Here is a 16,393-nt window from a genome sequence, read left to right on the forward strand (position 1 = left end):
CGACATGGTTGTGGCTCCGTTGGACGATGCCCACCGGCTCCTGGCGTCGGCGGCCGGCGAGAGCGAGCTGGTGACGGCCGCTGCCGCAGCCCACGATGCGGTGAAGATGGTGATCGACACCCGCGTCGGGGCCGCCTCGGTTGCCGAGGCATGGTCGGCAGTGTCCCGCGCCGCGCTGTCGACCGCGGCGCGGCTGGTGTCCCCCGGCATCGCCTGGTACGCCTCGGGCAGCGTCGGCCGCGGTGACGCACTCCCCGGATCGGACCTGGAAACGCTGGTGGTCCGCGGCGCCGACGTCACCGCGGAGTCTGCCCTGGCCCAGGCTGCGCACGTCCACGATCTCCTGGCCTGTTGTGGTTTCCGCGCCGACGACAACGGTGCGGTCGCCTCCCGGGTGCGGTTCAACCGCACAGCCCAGGACTGGGCGGTGGACATCGGCCGGTGGGCCGCCGACCCGGCTGCCGATCGCGGCGTGGTGATGCTCGGTCTGCTCTCCGATGCCGTTCCCGCCGGGTCAACCTTCGGCGGCGGACCCGATCTCCGCGATCAGGCCGGTATCGCAGCGCGGGCGCAACCGGCCGCACTGGCGGCGATCCTGCAGGACTCCACCTTCGCCCGCGCCTATGTCCCGTCCCGGCTGCGGGTGCTGACTTCCAGCGACAGCGGTGTCGATGTCAAGCTCGCCGCCGTGGACCCGGTGGTCCGCATCGCCCGCTGGGCCGCGCTCAGTTGTGGATCCGATGCGCTGACCACTGCCGACCGGATCGCTGCGGCAGCCGGCACCCGCTACCTCGATGCCGACGACGCCCGGGTGCTCGCGAAATGTCACGCCATCGGGTCCAGCATCCGCTGGCGGGCGCGGGCAGCGCGCTGGCCTGCTGCCGACGGTGACTCGGCCGGCATCCCGGAGCGAGTCGAATTGTCAGAACTCTCGCCACAGGACCGCACCGCGTTGCGCAGCATCGGGCGTGAACTCAGCGGGGTCCGACGCAAGCTCGACTATCTGGCGTCGACCTCGACGTTCGCCACGTGGTGACCGAGCCCGACGGGGCCGAGCGCCACGCCCTGGCCCAGACCATCGCCGCCGAACGCCTCGAGGGCTGGCGGCCCACACCCGAACAGATCGACTCCCTGACCGCCCTGCTCACCGGCGCGCAGACCTTCGGCGAGTACCTCGGGCGACATCTGCCCACCCACGCCCCACCGCCGCGCCGGCGAGTGTTCGCTCGCCGCCGCCCGTACTTCATCCCGGGAACATCGGTGCTGCGCAACAACTTCGGCGTGCAGGATGCCGCGGTGCTCGCGCACCTGGAATTCGTGGCAACCGCCGGCCGAATCCTGCAGGTCCACCTCCGCACCCAGGACCCGGATCTGGATATCCGGTCGCTGCATCAGCACGTGTTCGGGGATGTGTACGCGTGGGCGGGCGAACTGCGCATCGTCGAGCTCCGCAAGGGTGACAGTTCGTTCGGATCGTGCGCCCGCATTCCACACGCCCTGGAGGCACTGCACCTCGAGACCGGCAGGCTCGCCGACGAGGGCAGCGAGATCGACGACGGCACGCTGTCCTATCGCCTGGCGCGAATCTACGCCGACTACAACCAGATCCATCCGTTCCGCGAGGGCAACGGACGCACCGGAACCCTGTTGCTGCACCTGCTCGCCGGCCGCGCCGGGCGCCGGCTACGCCTCGACGGCATGTCCCGTTCCGAGTGGGTCGGCGCATCCCAGGACTCGATGCCGTTCCGCCGCGACGGCCGCGCCGACCCGCGGCCGTTCGTGGCGGTGCTACGCGGACGCCTACAGCCGCAGAGGATATTGGACGCCGATGTCTGATGACCTTCCCCCGCACGGCCGAGCGATCAGCGCCGATGAGGCTGACCACCTCTGGGACCCGTGGACGCCGGCCGAGGTGGCCGATCGTTTGACCGGGGTCGATGCCCCGTGGTGTGTGGCCGCCGGCTGGGCGATCGACCTGTACCTCGGTGATCCACCCCGCCCACATGCCGACATCGAGGTTGCCGTCCCCCGCCGAGACTTTCCGCAGATCGCCAGTGCGCTCGCCGGATTCGATTGGGACGTGGCCGGTGCCGGCCGGTTGTGGTCCTACGCGGACGTGTGCGATCACCCGGACCTGCACCAGACCTGGTGCCGCGACCCGGCCACCGGCAGGTACCACCTCGACGTCTTCCGTGAACCGCACCACGAAGACCGATGGGTGTGCCGACGCGATCCATCGATCACATTGCCGTATTCGGAACTGATCAGCTTCCGCGACGAAATCCCTTACCTGGTACCGGAAGTCGCGCTGCTGTTCAAGGCGCAACGAACGGCCGCCAAAGACGAGCAGGACTTCCGCCGGGTAGCACCACGCCTGACAAGCACAGGGCGAACACGACTCGTGGGCTGGCTACTCCGGCTCTACCCTCAGCACCCCTGGTTGGCCCTACTGACCACTCAGGGATTCGGATCGGCCAGGTAGCGCTGCACGGTCGGCCCCATCCAGGCGACCAGGTCGTCGATGCCGGCCGAAGCCATCGGCTCGATCCTGAGCTGATACCGCGCGAACGCCAGACCGACGAGGTGCACAGTCACCAACTCGACTCGAAGCTCGGCATCGTCGACGCCGAACTCCTTGGCCACCCGTTGGGCCACCGGCCCGGCCAAAGAATCGTGTAAGAGCTTGCGCGCCATGGGTTGGATGCCCGCAGACCGGAACACCGTCAGCAGGGGGTCAAAGGATGCGCCCTCATCCCAACGCTGAACGACGTCGCGCACCAGACGCGCGCCGATGTCCTCGGTTCCCTCGTCGAGCAACAGCGCGAGCTGGTGCAACGGATGCTGCGGGGTGTCGAGCACCGACGCGTTGAACAAGCCCTCCTTGTTGCCGAAGAAGTAGTAGACCATCGCGACGTCCACACCGGCATCGGTGGCGATCCCGCGCACCGTCGCTCGTTCGTAGCCGTCACGCATGAAGTGCTCGCGCGCGGCGTCGATGATCCGCTGCTTGTTCTGCTGGCCGGTGCGCCACCGGCCGCTGCGCCGGGTCTCCGACATGGTCGCAAGCTTACTTCAACGCCCGTTGACCTATGCCGGAGCCGGGCGTAGCGTTTTTCTTCAACCGACGTTGAAGAAAGGAGCTCGACATGACGAAACGGCGACTTTGGTGGCGACACCTGATCTCGGTGCTCATCGCGCCGGCCACCATGACGGTCTTCATTCCGAGCCTGATCATCTGGAGGACCGACGTGAAAGCGCCCGATCTCGGCACCCCGGCCGGGCTGCTTCTCACTCTCACAGGAGGCGCACTGATCGCGCTCGGGCTGTGGTTCCTGATCTGGACCGTGGTGCTCTTCGACCGCGACGGCGAAGGCACGCTGGCCATCGGCTCTCCGATCCATCTCGTGCTGCGCGGGCCGTATCGCCACGTCCGGAATCCGATGATGACCGCGGTGTTCTGCATCCAGCTCGGCACCGCCGTCGCCACGGCCTCACCCTGGCTGTTCGCGTGGTTCGCGCTGTTCTGCACGATCGTCCTCATCGCGATCCCGACCATCGAGGAACCGCATCTCGTCCGGCGGTTCGGCGCACAGTACGAGGCCTACCGCCGGCACGTGCCCCGCTGGATTCCGCGGGTGACGCCGTGGGCCGGAGCCTCAGTCTGACGGGTCGGAGTCGCGGTGCGCTTCCAGCAGCCGCAGCCACACCTCACTGATGGTCGGGAAGCAGGGCACCGCATGCCAGAGGCGATCGATGGGGACCTCGCCGGCGACCGCGATCGTGGCCGAGTGCAGCAGTTCGACGACCCCGGGACCGACAAAGCTGGCCCCGACCAGGATTCCGCGTTCGAGGTCGACGACGAGCCGGGCCTGTCCGGTGTAGCCGTCCGCGTAGAAGTTCGCCCCGGGAACGGTTTGACCGATGTTGACGTCGACGGTAGTTACGCGACGTAGCTGCTGGGCAGCCTGCGCGTAGGTCAGTCCCACCGAGCCGGCTTCGGGATCGGTGAAGAATGCCTGCGGCACCGCGAGGGTGTCTGCCGTGGCGAGATGCGGACCCCAGGGTGACGTGTCGAGCGGAAGCCCTTGTGCGCGTGCGCCGATGACGTTGCCGACGATGCGCGCCTGATATTTACCCTGGTGCGTCAGCAACGCCCGGTGGTTTGCATCGCCCAGTGCGTACAACCAGTCGCCTTCGACCCCACGAACAGTGCACGTGTCGTCGACATCGAGCCATGATCCAGGCGACAGCCCGATCGTCTCCAGCCCGATATCGGTGGTATTTGGCGTGCGCCCGGTGGCGAAGAGGATCTCGTCGACAACGAGACGGTCACCGTCACTCAAGATCACTTCCACAGGTTCGGCGGGCGACGCGCGCCGCAGCTCGGTGACCGTCACCTCGGTACGCACATCCACCCCGGAAGCCGAAAGGCCCTGACGGACATGGTCACCGACGAACGTCTCCATCTTGGGCAGAAGGCCGGGGGTGCGCACCAACAGCGTGACTTCGGAACCGAGTCCCCGCCAGGCCGTCGCCATCTCCACTCCGACTCCCCCACCACCGACCACCGCCAACCGTGGTGGAACATCACTGCTGTCGGTGGCCCTGCGATTCGTCCAGGGCTTCGCTTCGGCCACACCGGGTATGTCGGGTAGCGCCGCAGCGCTGCCCGTACACACCGCCACCGCCTTGCGGGCCGTCAAAACTCGGAGATCCCGGCCGGACGCGGCCACCGTGACACGGCGTGGGCCGTCGAGACGTCCGTGCCCCCGGATCAGATCGACGCCCATTGCGGCAACGGTGTCGGCCTGGCCACCGTCGTTCCACTCGGTCACGTAACGGTCCCGACGGCCGAACACCCCCTTCGCGTCGATGGGGTCCGAAACGGCCTCCCGCGCACCGTCTATGCGTTGGGCGTCGGCGATCGCGAGTACCGGACGCAAGAGCGCCTTGCTCGGAACGCAACCCCAATAAGAGCATTCACCGCCGACGAGTTCGCGCTCGATGATCGCAACGGTCAGGCCGGCGGCATGGGCCCGCGCAGCGACGTTTTGCCCCACCGGGCCGGCGCCCAGAACGATGACGTCATAAGCACCGGCGTCGGGCATGTGCGATTCGGAGTTCTGGATGGTCAATGGTCAATCCGTTCCGTGTATAGGCGTTGAGGGGTGGTCACGTTCCTGTAGGACCCACGAGTTACCGTCGGGATCGACGAGGTCCGCCAAGCTGGCGTAATCCGACCGGTTCGGATCGACGCCGGGCAGAAACGCACCACGCCACCCGCCGTCGATGTCTTTGTGCCGGATATCCCCGACGGCGACACCTCGGCCGGTGAGCTCGTCCCGATAGCCTTCGATATCCGATACCACCAGGTAGATGCCGCGTTGGCTGCCCGGCACGGCGTCTGTCAGTCCGACTCCGAACTGGATCGAGGTGCCTGACCCGGGCGGCGTCAGTTGGACCACGCGAAATTCAGGCGTCGGTGCGTAGTCGACATCGAGTACGAATCCGAGCTGGTCCCGATAGAACCGCAGCGACCGGTCGGGGTCGGACACCGGCACGGTGACGACTTCGAGCCTGGCCTGGATCGTCACCGTTCGTCTTCTGACCGGCCGAGAATCTCTGCGGGGTCCAACCCGCGGTCGACGCCGTGCGGCATGACGTTCTGTCCGGGCTCCAGTTGCAGCTGCCTTCCGTCGAGGTGGACATCGACCTTGTCCGGCTCGAACGAGATGAGGTTGCGCACTCTGGCAACCTCGGTCCATGCCTGCGTATACGACCATGCCGCCCGGCGCGTGTCGCCGATGTCGTAGTAGCTGGCCAGCCCCTTGTACGGGCAGAATGTCTGCCCCTCAACAGGTTTCAGGGCGGATTCGTCGATGTCCGCACGGGGAACGTACCAGCGGACCGCGAATCCCGATTCATACAGCGCCAGGGGCCGGCTCGTCTCCGCGATCACCCGGTCACCGTGACGCACGATCAGGTTCCGGGACGTCGAGCGGATGTCGATGCGGTGGTACGCATCTGCCGCGTGACCGACGACGCGCTCATCCTCTTCGAAGAACGCATCCATCGCCCGCCAGGCAAAGGCAAACCGGTTCTCGAGCACACCGGCGTGCGAAGGGAGAGAACTGAATCGCCAGGCAGCCCGTTTGACTGCGCGATCTGCGGACTGGGCACTGAACCATTCCACCGGGCCCAGGTCAGGGTGGTCGGTGGTAACCCCTTCGGCATCAAGGACTCCCGGGCTGAGGTCCTCCACCGGAAAGTAGGCGACCGGGTAGCGACCTGGCTCGTGCAGCAACACGACGTCTTGACTGTCGGCAATCCACTTGTCGCCCAACTTGACCCGCATTCGGCGTTGCAGCGGCTCAGCGAACAGTAGCCGTTCCGGCAACGGTTGCGGAGTCAGAAACTGGCCGACAGACCCGGAGGCCAGTGGGCCCTGTTGCCAAGCCAGTCCCATGGAGTCTTCCCCGCTCTTCGAGTTGACCGTCCGCATCGACCGATCGCAGCCCGCAGACACCATATTCGTTCATTGGGTCTTACACCCCAATATTCTGGGTCATGTCACCCACTTTGTCCAGGGCGACCTGCAACCGGCCAGATTTCGGTGTCGCTAGGACGTGGCAGCGCGGCGCGAGGACACTCGTCGTGAACGCTTCTCGGGTACCGAGCCAAAGGATGCGACATAGTCGACCGCCGCTCCGACAACCGCACGGAACGGCTCTGGCCTACCCGTGGCGAAAGCCAGCATGGTTCCCCCTTGATGCGCAGCGACCAGCGCCACTGCCAGGTGATGCGGGTCGGCTTGCTCAACGAGTTCGCCCTTACTGCGCATCGCACTCAGCCCGGAGCAGAACAGGTCGATCCACTTCTCGTAGCCTGCGGCCAGGTCATCAAGGACTTGAGCGTCTTCGAGAAGCTCGCCGGTCAATGAGCCGTAGATGCATCCACCGCGGAGGTAGACCGTTTCCAGTTGGCGTTCACAAGCTTTGGCCCAGGAACGAATCGCGGCGAGGCTGCCGAGCGCCGACAACTCCGGCTGCCTGTGAAACTCAAGGACATCGTCTGCGCGTGCCGCGATCACCTGCCGGGTCAGGTCCCGCTTGTCGGTGAAGTAGTGGGCGATCTGCGACCCGCTCACTCCGACGGCCCGGCGCACATCATCGAGACTGGTGCCACCGACCCCGTCGCGGAACATCAATTCAGCGGCACCGTCGATGATGCGAGCCCTGGTCGCAAGGCCCTTGCTTGTGAATCGCTGCGACGCATCGTCAGCCACAATTGTCGGCTTCCGCCGGTCCCGTTGCCGGCGCGGAGGACGCGCCACCCGCTCGTCGGGATCGGCGGCGAACAGGCGCAGGTAATTGACGACAAACCGGAGCGTGTCACTCAGCGGCCACTCCTGGCGGTAGGCGAAGGTGAGTGTGCCCGCGCCCTGATGGCCGGCGACCACGACCATCGCCAGCGCCTTGGGGTCCGCCGATGTAACCAGCACCCCGCGATCCAGCATCCGCCGAAACGACTGCTCCAGCTGAGAGATCCACTGTTCATACCCGGCCGCCAGCGCGCGCCGGGTTTGCTCATCGGACTTCATCAACTGACCCGCCAGCGCGTGGTAGGTCGGTGTTCCGGTGTAACCGATCTTGCGCAGGTAGCGCATGTTGAGGTCGAGCCAGCGCTCGAAGTCGTCGAAGGTGTCCAGCCCGCCGAGCACCGGCTGGCGGTGAAACCCGAGCACGACCTCCATCTGCCGTTCCATCACCGCCCGGATCAACGCCTGCTTGTCGGTGTAGTAGTGGCTGAGTTGCGAACCGCTGACCGAGGCGGCCTGCCGGACTTTGTCGAGGCTCAGCCCGGATAGACCATCATCGAGGATGACCCGCGCGGCGGACTGCAGAATGCGTTCGCGGGTAGCACGGCCCTTGGCCGTAAATCCTGTGGAAGGGCCTGCGGTGTACATTTGCCGACCAGTCTACCGCCCTCCCACATTATGAGATTCACGATTGAGTCAGCGCGCCGCAGCACCGCTCAGTCAAGGCTGATCAACCAGCGATTGACGCCACTCTTCCGCGGTGCGATATTGGGGTAGGAAACCCAAACTCGCCCACCGCCCGTCCTGGCCCTCTGGCGCCCCCGTCGAGCGCGCAGCACGGCATCGGGAAGGAGCGGCATGGCGCGGCTGCTCTCTGTGAATGTCGGAATGCCCAAAGATATTTCGTGGCAGGGCAAGACGATCCATACCGCGATCTACAAGGAGCCCGTCGAGGGACCCGTTCAGGTCCGCCGCCTCAATGTCGACGGCGATGGGCAGGGCGATCTCAACGGTCACGGCGGCGAGAACCGGGCGGTCATGGTCTACCAGACCGAGTCGTATGACTATTGGCGACGCGAGTTGGGGCGCGATGACCTGTCCCCCGGGCAATTCGGCGAAAACTTCACCGTGTCCGGACTGCCGGACGACACCGTGTGCATCGGAGATCGATATCGGATCGGCGACGCGGAATTCGAGGTCACCCAACCCCGCGTCACCTGTTTCAGGGTGGGTATGCGCCTCGGAATAGCGGACATGCCGAGACTTCTGGTAGCCCATCACCGCCCGGGGTTCTACTTCCGGGTCATCACCGAAGGACGGGTCTGCGCCGGCGATCACATCGTCCAAACCCGGCAAGGCCGTCACCGATTGTCCGTCGCGGCGGTCGACGCAATGCTCTACCTTCCAGATCCCGACAAAGACGGCATGCGCCTGGCCGCCGAAATCCCGGCATTGAGCCCTGGATGGGCACAGTCGTTCCATGAGCTGCTGTCGGCCGATCCCCCCGCCGAACCCCAATCGGCTTGGCGGGGCTTTCGTCCGATGCGCATCGGCGCCATCCGCCGCGAGACCAGCGATGTAGCGTCATTCGAGCTGCGGGCGGAGGACCCCCTCCCTGCTCCGCTGCCCGGCCAGTACGTGACTATCCGCGTCGCTGCACCCGGGCAGCCCCCGGCCCTACGCAGCTATTCATTATCGGGAGCCCCATCGGCCGACAGGTACCGAATCAGTGTGAAGCGAGAGCCTCTCGGCTTCGTCAGCCAGTGGTTCCATCACACGGCGACCATCGGAACCTCTGTGGACGTCGGGGCCCCGCGTGGGGATTTCCGCCTTGTCGATTCCCCGGGCCCGCTCATCCTGATGTCGGCAGGTATCGGTGTCACGCCAGTGCTGGCGATGCTGCATCACCTGGCGACCACGTCCAGCTCCCGGCGCGTCATCTGGGTCCACACCACGCGTGACGAGTCCTCGCACGCGTTCCGCGACGAGATCACCACGCTGTTGACGGCACTGCCGAATGCCGAACGACACGACTTCTACACCGCGGCGCCCGGCGGACGCCTCGACGACGTGCAGGTCGCCGCGCTCGCGTTGCCGGTAGACGCCACCGCATTCCTCTGCGGACCGTCGAAGTTCATGGAAGACATGGCCGCGGCACTGACCGCTGCCGGAATCACGCGCATCCACTCCGAATTGTTCGGTGCCCGGCAGGCGGTGAATCCGGGATCCCTGCCGACAGAGCAGGCACGCCGCCCGCACCCTCCAGCCGGCGAACCCGGAAGCGGCGTCGCGGTGACCTTCGCCCGCTCAGGGCTGACTGTGCCCTGGTCGCCGCGACACCGCACCGTGTTGGAACTGGCCGAGGCGTGCGACGTCCCTACGCGGTACTCCTGCCGGAGCGGCGTATGCCATCTCTGCGTGACCGAGGTGATCACCGGCAACTTCGATTACGTGACCGATCCACTTGATCCACCCGCACCCGGGTCGGCCCTCATCTGCTGCGCTGCGCCCGCCAGTGATCTGGTCTTGGACCTGTAGAACCGCCAGGGCAGTCCCAGTGACCCACGAGGATCGGTCTCACGCTCGGTCGACCGCCTGCCGCCCCTCTGCCCGCACCGGGTCAGGACGCAGATAAAGGACCAGGCAGGCGCAGATCAGGATCATCGCCGTTGCCGGGAACCAGACCGCCACCACAGCGGAAGCGCCGAATACCCCGATCGTGACCACTGAACGCATGCGCAGTAGGCGCCGCAGCCTGGCGGAGGCCCCCTCGTGCGACGGTTGGTCTACGGCCTCCCAACACAACGCCACATAGGTCAAGTTGACGACGACAAAGATCAGCGCGTAAAGGGTGACGGGGGCCGACGCCAGCTGAGTATCCGCGATCCACTCCGTGCTGAACGGAATCAACGACACCGCGAACAGGTGTAGGAAATTGGACCAGACCAGCCGAGGCGTCGTTGACTGCGCATAGCTCAACAGATGGTGATGGTTCATCCAGACAATCGCGATGAACAGGTAGCTGACCGCATAGCTCAGCGCCGTGGGCCACAGCGTCAGCAGCGCTCCGAAAGTGTCCGCGGACGGGGGTTTCAACTCCAGCACCAGGATGGTGATGAGCACCGCGAACACGGCATCGGAGAACAAGGCCACCCGCTCCGGTCGTGATCGCTGCACAGTCAACGCGGCACCCTCCGCTCACCCGGACCCTGCGATGCCCAATCATAGCCCGATTGGGTCACTTAACCCAATAATTCACCGAAAAGCGCCCACCGACGCCGCGTGCGGACGCATTCTTCGACATGGGCCGCACCAGGACCGCCACGCCTTCTCCGCCCCAATGGTTATATTGGGTTGCGCAACCCATTTTGAGTTGCGTTGATCCGCAACACCCATCGGCACGGCCAACTAGCAAGGGAATCACCATGACGACATCGGCAAACCGAACGAAACTACTTGATGCAGTCCATATTTCGACGATCGACACAATCGCGGCGATCCTTGGCCGGTACGGCCTCGTAGTGGTCATCGGGTGGATCGGCGCCCTCAAGTTCGCGGACTTCGAGGCTCATCAGATCCAGCCCTTGGTTGCCCACAGCCCGTTCATGGGTTGGCTGTACAACTTTCTTCCGGTCTACCCGTTCTCTGCGCTGCTCGGCGTATTTGAGCTGACCGCGGCCATACTCATCGCGATCAAGCCGATCGCACCGAAACTGTCGATAGCCGGCAGCCTGTTGGCGATACTGCTGTTCCTCGCCACTGTCAGCTTTCTGTTCACCACTCCCGGTGTCACCGAACCCAAGGGCGGCGGGTTTCCCGCGTTGTCATTGACCGGCGAGTTCCTTCTCAAAGACATTCCCCTGCTCGGCCTTTCCTTCTGGACGCTGTCCGACTCCATCAAATCCGCACGTCAGCGAGCAACCGCAGCTCAGCAGTAGCTCGCGGTGGCCGAACGGCCGGGCCGAGAGGTTGTCCGCCCGGCCGTTCGCCCGACGGTCAAGAGCGGCCGATCGCAATTTCGCATCACCCTGCGTAGATCTCTTCAGGCAGGTCAGACTGGGTTGGACGCTCGCACCGTCCCCCACCCGGGATTACCCGGGTGTGTGCTCGCGTTGTCGCCAGAGACCGCGACTGAAAGTGAGAACCGTCGATGGGCACCCCACTGCACCTCGCCGTCGCACTCGATGGCACCGGCTGGCACCCGGCCTCCTGGCGCGAGCCGCTGGCCCGCGCGGGCGAAACGCTCACGCCGCGGTACTGGACCGATCTGGTCGGCCAAGCCGAACACGGCCTGCTCGACTTCGTCACGATCGAAGACGGACTCACCCTGCAGTCCGATCACCCGTTCCGGCCCGATGACCGCACCGACCAGGTGCGCGGCCGCCTCGACGCCGTGCTCATCGCGTCCCGCGTGGCACCGCGTACCCGTCACATCGGCCTCGTGCCCACCGTCATCACCACCCACACCGAGCCGTTCCACACGTCCAAGGCCATCGCCACCCTCGACTATGTGAGCACCGGCCGGGCCGGGGTACGGGTCCAGGTGTCGTCCCGCCGGGATGCCGCCGCCCACTTCGGCCGACGCAAACTGCCCGAGGACCGCGCCGCGCTCACCACCGAATTATTCGGCGAGGCAGCCGATTACGTGGAAGTGCTGCGTCGGCTGTGGGACAGCTGGGAAGACGACGCCGAGACCCGCGACGTGCCCAGTGGACGGTTCATCGACCGGAACAAGCTGCACTACATCGATTTCGAGGGCGCCACGTTCTCGGTGAAAGGACCCTCGATCACCCCGCGGCCGCCACAGGGGCAACCCATCGTGGCAGCCCTCGGTCACGTCGACCCCGCCTACCAGCTCATCGCAGGCAGCACCGACGTCGGATTCGTCACCCCGCACACCACCGACGAGGTCACCGCCCTGGTCGACACCATCGCCGCGCTCCGCCCCAGCGCCACGCCGCCGGTGCGGGTATTCGCCGACCTGGTGGTCTTCCTCGATGACACACCCGAAGCCGCACAGGGGCGACGCGCCCGCCTCGACGAGCTGGCCGGCGCCGAATACCGCAGTGATGCCGAGATTTTCGTCGGCACCCCGGGCCAATTGGCCGATGTGTTGGCGGCCTGGCACACCGCCGGTGCTTCCGGTTTCCGGCTGCGTCCGGCGTCCCTCCCGCACGACCTGCAACAGGTCACCGACGTGCTGGTCCCCGAGCTGCAGCGCCGCGGCCTGTTCCGCAAGTCCTACGAAGCATCCACGCTGCGTGGCCTGCTCGGGCTCGCGCGCCCCGCCAACCGCTACTCAACCGTCTGACATCGACAGGACACGCCCATGAGCAAGCCCGTCAAGCAGATTCATCTGGCCGCGCACTTCCCCGGCGTCAACAACACCACGGTGTGGAGCGATCCCGAATCCGGCAGCCACATCGAATTCGATTCTTTCGTCCGCTTCGCGCAGACCGCTGAACGCGGCAAGTTCGACTTCCTGTTCCTGGCCGAGGGGCTACGCCTGCGCGAACAAGGCGGCCAGATCTACGACCTCGACGTCGTCGGGCGCCCGGACACCTTCACGGTGCTCGCGGCGCTGGCCGCGGTGACCGACCGGCTCGGACTGACCGGCACCATCAACTCGACGTTCAACGAACCCTATGAGGTGGCGCGGCAATTCGCCTCGCTGGACCATCTGTCCGAAGGCCGGGCCGCCTGGAACGTCGTCACCTCATGGGATGCCTTCACCGGCGAGAACTTCCGCCGGGGCGGCTTTCTGCCCGAGAACCAGCGCTATGAACGGGCCGAGAGCTTCCTGGCCGCCGCCCATACCCTGTTCGACTCCTGGCGCGGCGACGAAGTCGTTGCCGACAAGGACCGCGGCCTCTTCCTGTCCGATCCGGCCGCCGGCCAGTTCGCCTACCGCAATGATCATTTCGACATCAGCGGCCGGTTCAACGTGCCCCGCAGCCCACAGGGTCGCCCGGTGATCTTCCAAGCCGGAGACTCCGACCGCGGGCGCGAGTTCGCCGCAGCAGCCGCCGATGCCATCTTCTCGCGATACGGGACGCTGGAGGACGGCCAGAAGTTCTATGCCGACGTCAAGGGCCGCCTGGCCAAATACGGCCGCCGCCACGACCAGTTGCTGATCCTGCCCGCGGCCACCTTCGTCCTCGGGGACACCGACGACGAGGCCGCCGACCTGGCCCACGAGGTACGCCTGGCCCAGGTCTCCCCCGCGACCGCGATCAAGTTCCTCGAACAGCTGTGGAACCGCGACCTTTCCGATCACGACCCGGACGGACCGCTGCCCAGCATCGACCCGCTGGTCGGCGAGAACACCATCGCCAAGGGCCGGGCCAGCGTGCGGATTCACCGCGACCCGGTCGCCGTCGCCCACGAATGGCGCGCCAGGGCCGAGGCCGAGAACCTGACCACCCGCGAGCTCATCATCGAAGTCACCGGGCGGCAGAACTTCGTCGGCTCGGCCGCCACGATCGCCGAATCCATCGACCATCTGGTGCAATCCGACGCCAGTGACGGATTCATCCTGGTCCCCCACGTCACCCCGGACGGGCTCGACCCCTTCGTCGACCGCGTCGTCCCGCTGCTGCAGGAACGCGGCGTTTTCCGCACCGATTACGAGGGAACGACCCTGCGCGAGCATCTGGGCTTGGCGCTGCCCGCGCTGCCCGGGCACGGGGAGCATGCGGCAGCAACGGGATAGCGCCTACCCGTCTGTCTCGTCGGCTTCGGAGCGGTCCTTGTACTCCCAGCTCGCCCCTGCGGTCAGCGTGCCGGGCTCCAGCTCGGTGCGTCCCGCATCGCGCACATGCACCGTCTGCGCCAGAATCTCATCGGGCTTGCCGCCGATCACGATGACCGGGTGGTCGTACTCGATGCCGTAGAGCTTCAGCGCGGCATGCACCGCGTGCGCCGCGGCCTTGCCGCGGGACATCTTGGCGTTCGAGTTGACCCTGATGACCAGCCGGCGTTCCGGTTCGGCGTCTTCGGCGTCCATGGGTAGCAGACTAAAGCTTGATCCAGAACTTGTCGTACCCCTCTGCGATGATGGGGTCATGCCTTCCACCGCAGCCACTTTCGATGTTGCGGAGAGTCCTGCGCAGCGTCTGGAGGGGTTGTTCGCCGAGGTATCGGAGCTGATCGGTCAGCGCAATGCGATCGACGGTCGCATCGTGGAGATCGTCGCCGAGATGGACCGTGACGAATTATGTGGTGCCACCGGCGTCCGATCGATGGAGGCGCTGGTGGCCTGGAAGACCGGTGTGACCCCGCGCAACGCCGAGGTGGTGGTGGCGATCGCGCGGCGGCTCGACGAGTTCCCCCGGTGTGCGCAAGGGATGCGGGAAGGCCGGCTGTCGCTGGATCAGGTCGGGGTGATCGCCGAGAAAGCCGCCGACGGATCCGATGAGCACTACGCGGAGCTGGCCGCGGTCGCGACGGTCACTCAGCTGCGTACCGCGGTCAAGCTGGAACCGCGCCCCGAACCAGACCACGAGCCGGTGCCGGGTCCCGACCCTGGGCGGTCGATCACCAAGACCGAGGACGGCGCGTACACCACCTACCGGATCCGGTTGACCCGGTTGGAGGCCGCCAGGTTCGACGCGGCCCGCCAGGCCCATCACGATGGGTTGGTCGCGGATTGGAAACGCGATCACGACACCGAGTCCGATGATGCGGACGATGTTCAGGCGCCGCCGTTCCCGAACGGTGTGGATGCGTTCATGAGTGTCATCGAGACCGGCTGGGATGTGGAGGCGGCGCGGCGCCCGCATGGACAGCACACCACCGTGGTGGTACACGTCAACCTCGACACCGGCGGCGACAAACCGGTCGCCGCACTGCATCTGGGCCCGGTGCTGACCGAGGACGAACGACGTGAGCTGCTGTGCGACGCTACGTACGAAACCTGGTTTGAACGGCACGGTCAGGTGATCGGCGCCGGGCGCACCACCCGGCAGATCAACCGCCGGCTACGCCGGGCTTTGGAGCATCGCAACCGCTGCTGCGTGGTGCCCGGTTGCGGGGCAACCCGCGGTCTGCACGCCCACCACATCATCCATTGGGAAGACGGCGGACCCACCGAACTGGACAACCTGGTGCTGGTCTGCCCGTATCACCACCGGCTGCACCACCGCCGCCTCATCACCATCACCGGACCCGCCAACCGGCTGGTGGTCACCGACACTGCCGGCAGACCGCTGCACGGCGGATCGTTGGCCCGTCCTCCGACGACACCCCCACCCGATGTCGCGCCGTGCCCCGGCCCGACCGGGGAACGCGCCCACTGGTGGTGGTACCCACCCTTCCAACCCCAGCCACCACCGGCAATCAATTAGCCGCGCGAGCACCACGCTTCACGGTTCGTCCGACACCACTTCCCTGAGGAACTCCCCGCCGTGGATGGCGGCCAGCAGCGAATTCTCCGAGGTGCGATTGGCGGTGAACAGCAACTCGTCGCCGGCTTCGAGCACGTCGTCGGGCTTGGGAAAGCGCACCTTGTTGCCGCGAACGACAGTGACCAGCGCGGTATCGACCGGCAGGTCCAATCGGTCCACCCGCTGACCGACGACGGGGTTGTCTTCGGGCAGTGTGAGTTTGGTCAGCTCCACCCGCCCCCCGCGCAGCGTCATCAATCGCACCAGGTGCCCGACGTCGATGGCACCCTCGATGCCGGCCACCAGGGAACCCGGCGTCGACACCGCGACGTCGATGCCCCAGTCCTGTCCGAACAACCACTGGTTTCGGATGTCGTTGATGCGGGCCACCACCCGCGGCACGCCGAATTCCGACTTGGCCAGCAACCCGACCACGAGATTGGACTTGTCGTCACCGGTAGCCGCGATCAGTACGTCACACGTTTCGATGCCGGCCTCCTCCATCGCGGAGAGTTCGCAGGCGTCGGCGAGCAGCCAGTCGGCGCCCGGCACGGTGTGCGGCTCGTATCGGCGGTGCAGCTGCTCGATCAGCAGGACCTTGTGGCCGTTGTCGAGCAACTCACGCGCAACGGAGCGGCCCACATTGCCGGCACCGGCGACCACTACTCGCATATTCCGTTCCGCCACCCAA

Annotated in this window: 17 protein-coding genes; 9 read left to right on the top strand and 8 right to left on the bottom strand. The window is 66.2% G+C overall.

Features of this window, described 5'->3' with window-relative positions; translation table 11 throughout:
- Nucleotides 1-4 precede the first annotated feature (4 nt).
- Genes ACNQR1_RS26975 through ACNQR1_RS26985 form a run of 3 tightly spaced genes read left to right on the top strand, consistent with a single transcriptional unit; the run spans nt 5 to nt 2,482 of the window.
- Entirely contained in the window at nt 5-1,036 is a 1,032-nt protein-coding gene (locus ACNQR1_RS26975; RefSeq protein ID WP_418048681.1) for a putative nucleotidyltransferase substrate binding domain-containing protein, read from the top strand.
- Nucleotides 1,030-1,836: a Fic/DOC family protein gene (locus ACNQR1_RS26980; protein WP_418048682.1), complete on the top strand. Its 807-nt coding sequence runs from the start codon at nt 1,030-1,032 to the stop codon at nt 1,834-1,836. The genes ACNQR1_RS26975 and ACNQR1_RS26980 overlap by 7 nt, the downstream gene beginning before the upstream one ends.
- Nucleotides 1,829-2,482: a nucleotidyltransferase domain-containing protein gene (locus tag ACNQR1_RS26985; RefSeq protein WP_418048683.1), complete on the top strand. Its 654-nt coding sequence runs from the start codon at nt 1,829-1,831 to the stop codon at nt 2,480-2,482. The genes ACNQR1_RS26980 and ACNQR1_RS26985 overlap by 8 nt, the downstream gene beginning before the upstream one ends.
- Here the strand turns inward: ACNQR1_RS26985 and ACNQR1_RS26990 are convergent.
- On the bottom strand, nt 2,458-3,057 hold the full coding sequence (locus tag ACNQR1_RS26990; RefSeq protein WP_418048684.1) for a TetR family transcriptional regulator: 600 nt from the start codon (nt 3,055-3,057) through the stop codon (nt 2,458-2,460). The genes ACNQR1_RS26985 and ACNQR1_RS26990 overlap by 25 nt on opposite strands.
- A gap of 89 nt (nt 3,058-3,146) precedes the next feature.
- Here ACNQR1_RS26990 and ACNQR1_RS26995 point away from each other — a divergent pair, with 89 nt between their 5' ends.
- Entirely contained in the window at nt 3,147-3,665 is a 519-nt protein-coding gene (locus ACNQR1_RS26995; RefSeq protein WP_418048685.1) for a methyltransferase family protein, read from the top strand.
- Here ACNQR1_RS26995 and ACNQR1_RS27000 read toward each other — a convergent pair.
- From ACNQR1_RS27000 to ACNQR1_RS27015, 4 genes are all read right to left on the bottom strand, one after another.
- Nucleotides 3,657-5,108 (bottom strand): dihydrolipoyl dehydrogenase family protein, encoded by a 1,452-nt coding sequence (locus tag ACNQR1_RS27000; RefSeq protein ID WP_418050525.1) that lies wholly within the window; start codon nt 5,106-5,108, stop codon nt 3,657-3,659. The two genes, ACNQR1_RS26995 and ACNQR1_RS27000, sit on opposite strands and share 9 nt — an antisense overlap.
- A 30-nt stretch (nt 5,109-5,138) precedes the next feature.
- Nucleotides 5,139-5,588: a VOC family protein gene (locus ACNQR1_RS27005; RefSeq protein ID WP_418050526.1), complete on the bottom strand. Its 450-nt coding sequence runs from the start codon at nt 5,586-5,588 to the stop codon at nt 5,139-5,141.
- A gap of 2 nt (nt 5,589-5,590) precedes the next feature.
- Nucleotides 5,591-6,466 carry a DUF427 domain-containing protein gene (locus ACNQR1_RS27010; RefSeq protein ID WP_418048686.1) on the bottom strand — a complete coding sequence of 292 codons (876 nt, stop codon included), beginning with the start codon at nt 6,464-6,466 and terminating at the stop codon, nt 5,591-5,593.
- Nucleotides 6,467-6,619: 153 nt separating this feature from the next.
- Complete coding sequence (locus tag ACNQR1_RS27015) at nt 6,620-7,966, bottom strand: TetR/AcrR family transcriptional regulator (protein ID WP_418048687.1); 1,347 nt, start codon at nt 7,964-7,966, stop codon at nt 6,620-6,622.
- Nucleotides 7,967-8,176: 210 nt separating this feature from the next.
- Between ACNQR1_RS27015 and ACNQR1_RS27020 the strand changes: the two genes are divergently transcribed.
- Nucleotides 8,177-9,856: an MOSC domain-containing protein gene (locus tag ACNQR1_RS27020; protein WP_418048688.1), complete on the top strand. Its 1,680-nt coding sequence runs from the start codon at nt 8,177-8,179 to the stop codon at nt 9,854-9,856.
- Between the two features lie 39 nt (nt 9,857-9,895).
- Here the strand turns inward: ACNQR1_RS27020 and ACNQR1_RS27025 are convergent, their stop codons facing one another.
- Nucleotides 9,896-10,495 carry a TMEM175 family protein gene (locus ACNQR1_RS27025; protein ID WP_418048689.1) on the bottom strand — a complete coding sequence of 200 codons (600 nt, stop codon included), beginning with the start codon at nt 10,493-10,495 and terminating at the stop codon, nt 9,896-9,898.
- A 248-nt stretch (nt 10,496-10,743) separates the two neighbouring features.
- Between ACNQR1_RS27025 and ACNQR1_RS27030 the strand changes: the two genes are divergently transcribed.
- The 3 genes from ACNQR1_RS27030 (at nt 10,744) to ACNQR1_RS27040 (ending at nt 14,030) form a co-directional block, all read left to right on the top strand.
- Nucleotides 10,744-11,256: a YkgB family protein gene (locus tag ACNQR1_RS27030; protein WP_418048690.1), complete on the top strand. Its 513-nt coding sequence runs from the start codon at nt 10,744-10,746 to the stop codon at nt 11,254-11,256.
- Nucleotides 11,257-11,468: 212 nt separating this feature from the next.
- Complete coding sequence (locus ACNQR1_RS27035) at nt 11,469-12,629, top strand: LLM class flavin-dependent oxidoreductase (protein ID WP_418048691.1); 1,161 nt, start codon at nt 11,469-11,471, stop codon at nt 12,627-12,629.
- 18 nt (nt 12,630-12,647) lie between these two features.
- The gene (locus ACNQR1_RS27040) at nt 12,648-14,030 is read left to right on the top strand and encodes an NtaA/DmoA family FMN-dependent monooxygenase (RefSeq protein WP_418048692.1); all 1,383 of its coding nucleotides are present in this window, start codon (nt 12,648-12,650) and stop codon (nt 14,028-14,030) included.
- A 3-nt stretch (nt 14,031-14,033) separates the two neighbouring features.
- Here the strand turns inward: ACNQR1_RS27040 and ACNQR1_RS27045 are convergent, their stop codons facing one another.
- Nucleotides 14,034-14,324 carry a hypothetical protein gene (locus ACNQR1_RS27045; protein WP_418048693.1) on the bottom strand — a complete coding sequence of 97 codons (291 nt, stop codon included), beginning with the start codon at nt 14,322-14,324 and terminating at the stop codon, nt 14,034-14,036.
- A 58-nt stretch (nt 14,325-14,382) separates the two neighbouring features.
- On the opposite strand from ACNQR1_RS27045, the gene ACNQR1_RS27050 reads away from it, so the two are divergent.
- Nucleotides 14,383-15,663: a DUF222 domain-containing protein gene (locus ACNQR1_RS27050; RefSeq protein WP_418048694.1), complete on the top strand. Its 1,281-nt coding sequence runs from the start codon at nt 14,383-14,385 to the stop codon at nt 15,661-15,663.
- Nucleotides 15,664-15,681: 18 nt separating this feature from the next.
- Here the strand turns inward: ACNQR1_RS27050 and ACNQR1_RS27055 are convergent, their stop codons facing one another.
- Nucleotides 15,682-16,374 (bottom strand): potassium channel family protein, encoded by a 693-nt coding sequence (locus tag ACNQR1_RS27055; protein WP_065516173.1) that lies wholly within the window; start codon nt 16,372-16,374, stop codon nt 15,682-15,684.
- Between the last annotated feature and the right edge of the window lie 19 nt (nt 16,375-16,393).

Origin of the sequence: Mycobacterium sp. 48b (assembly GCF_048282725.1) — a bacterium.
Lineage (GTDB): Bacteria > Actinomycetota > Actinomycetes > Mycobacteriales > Mycobacteriaceae > Mycobacterium.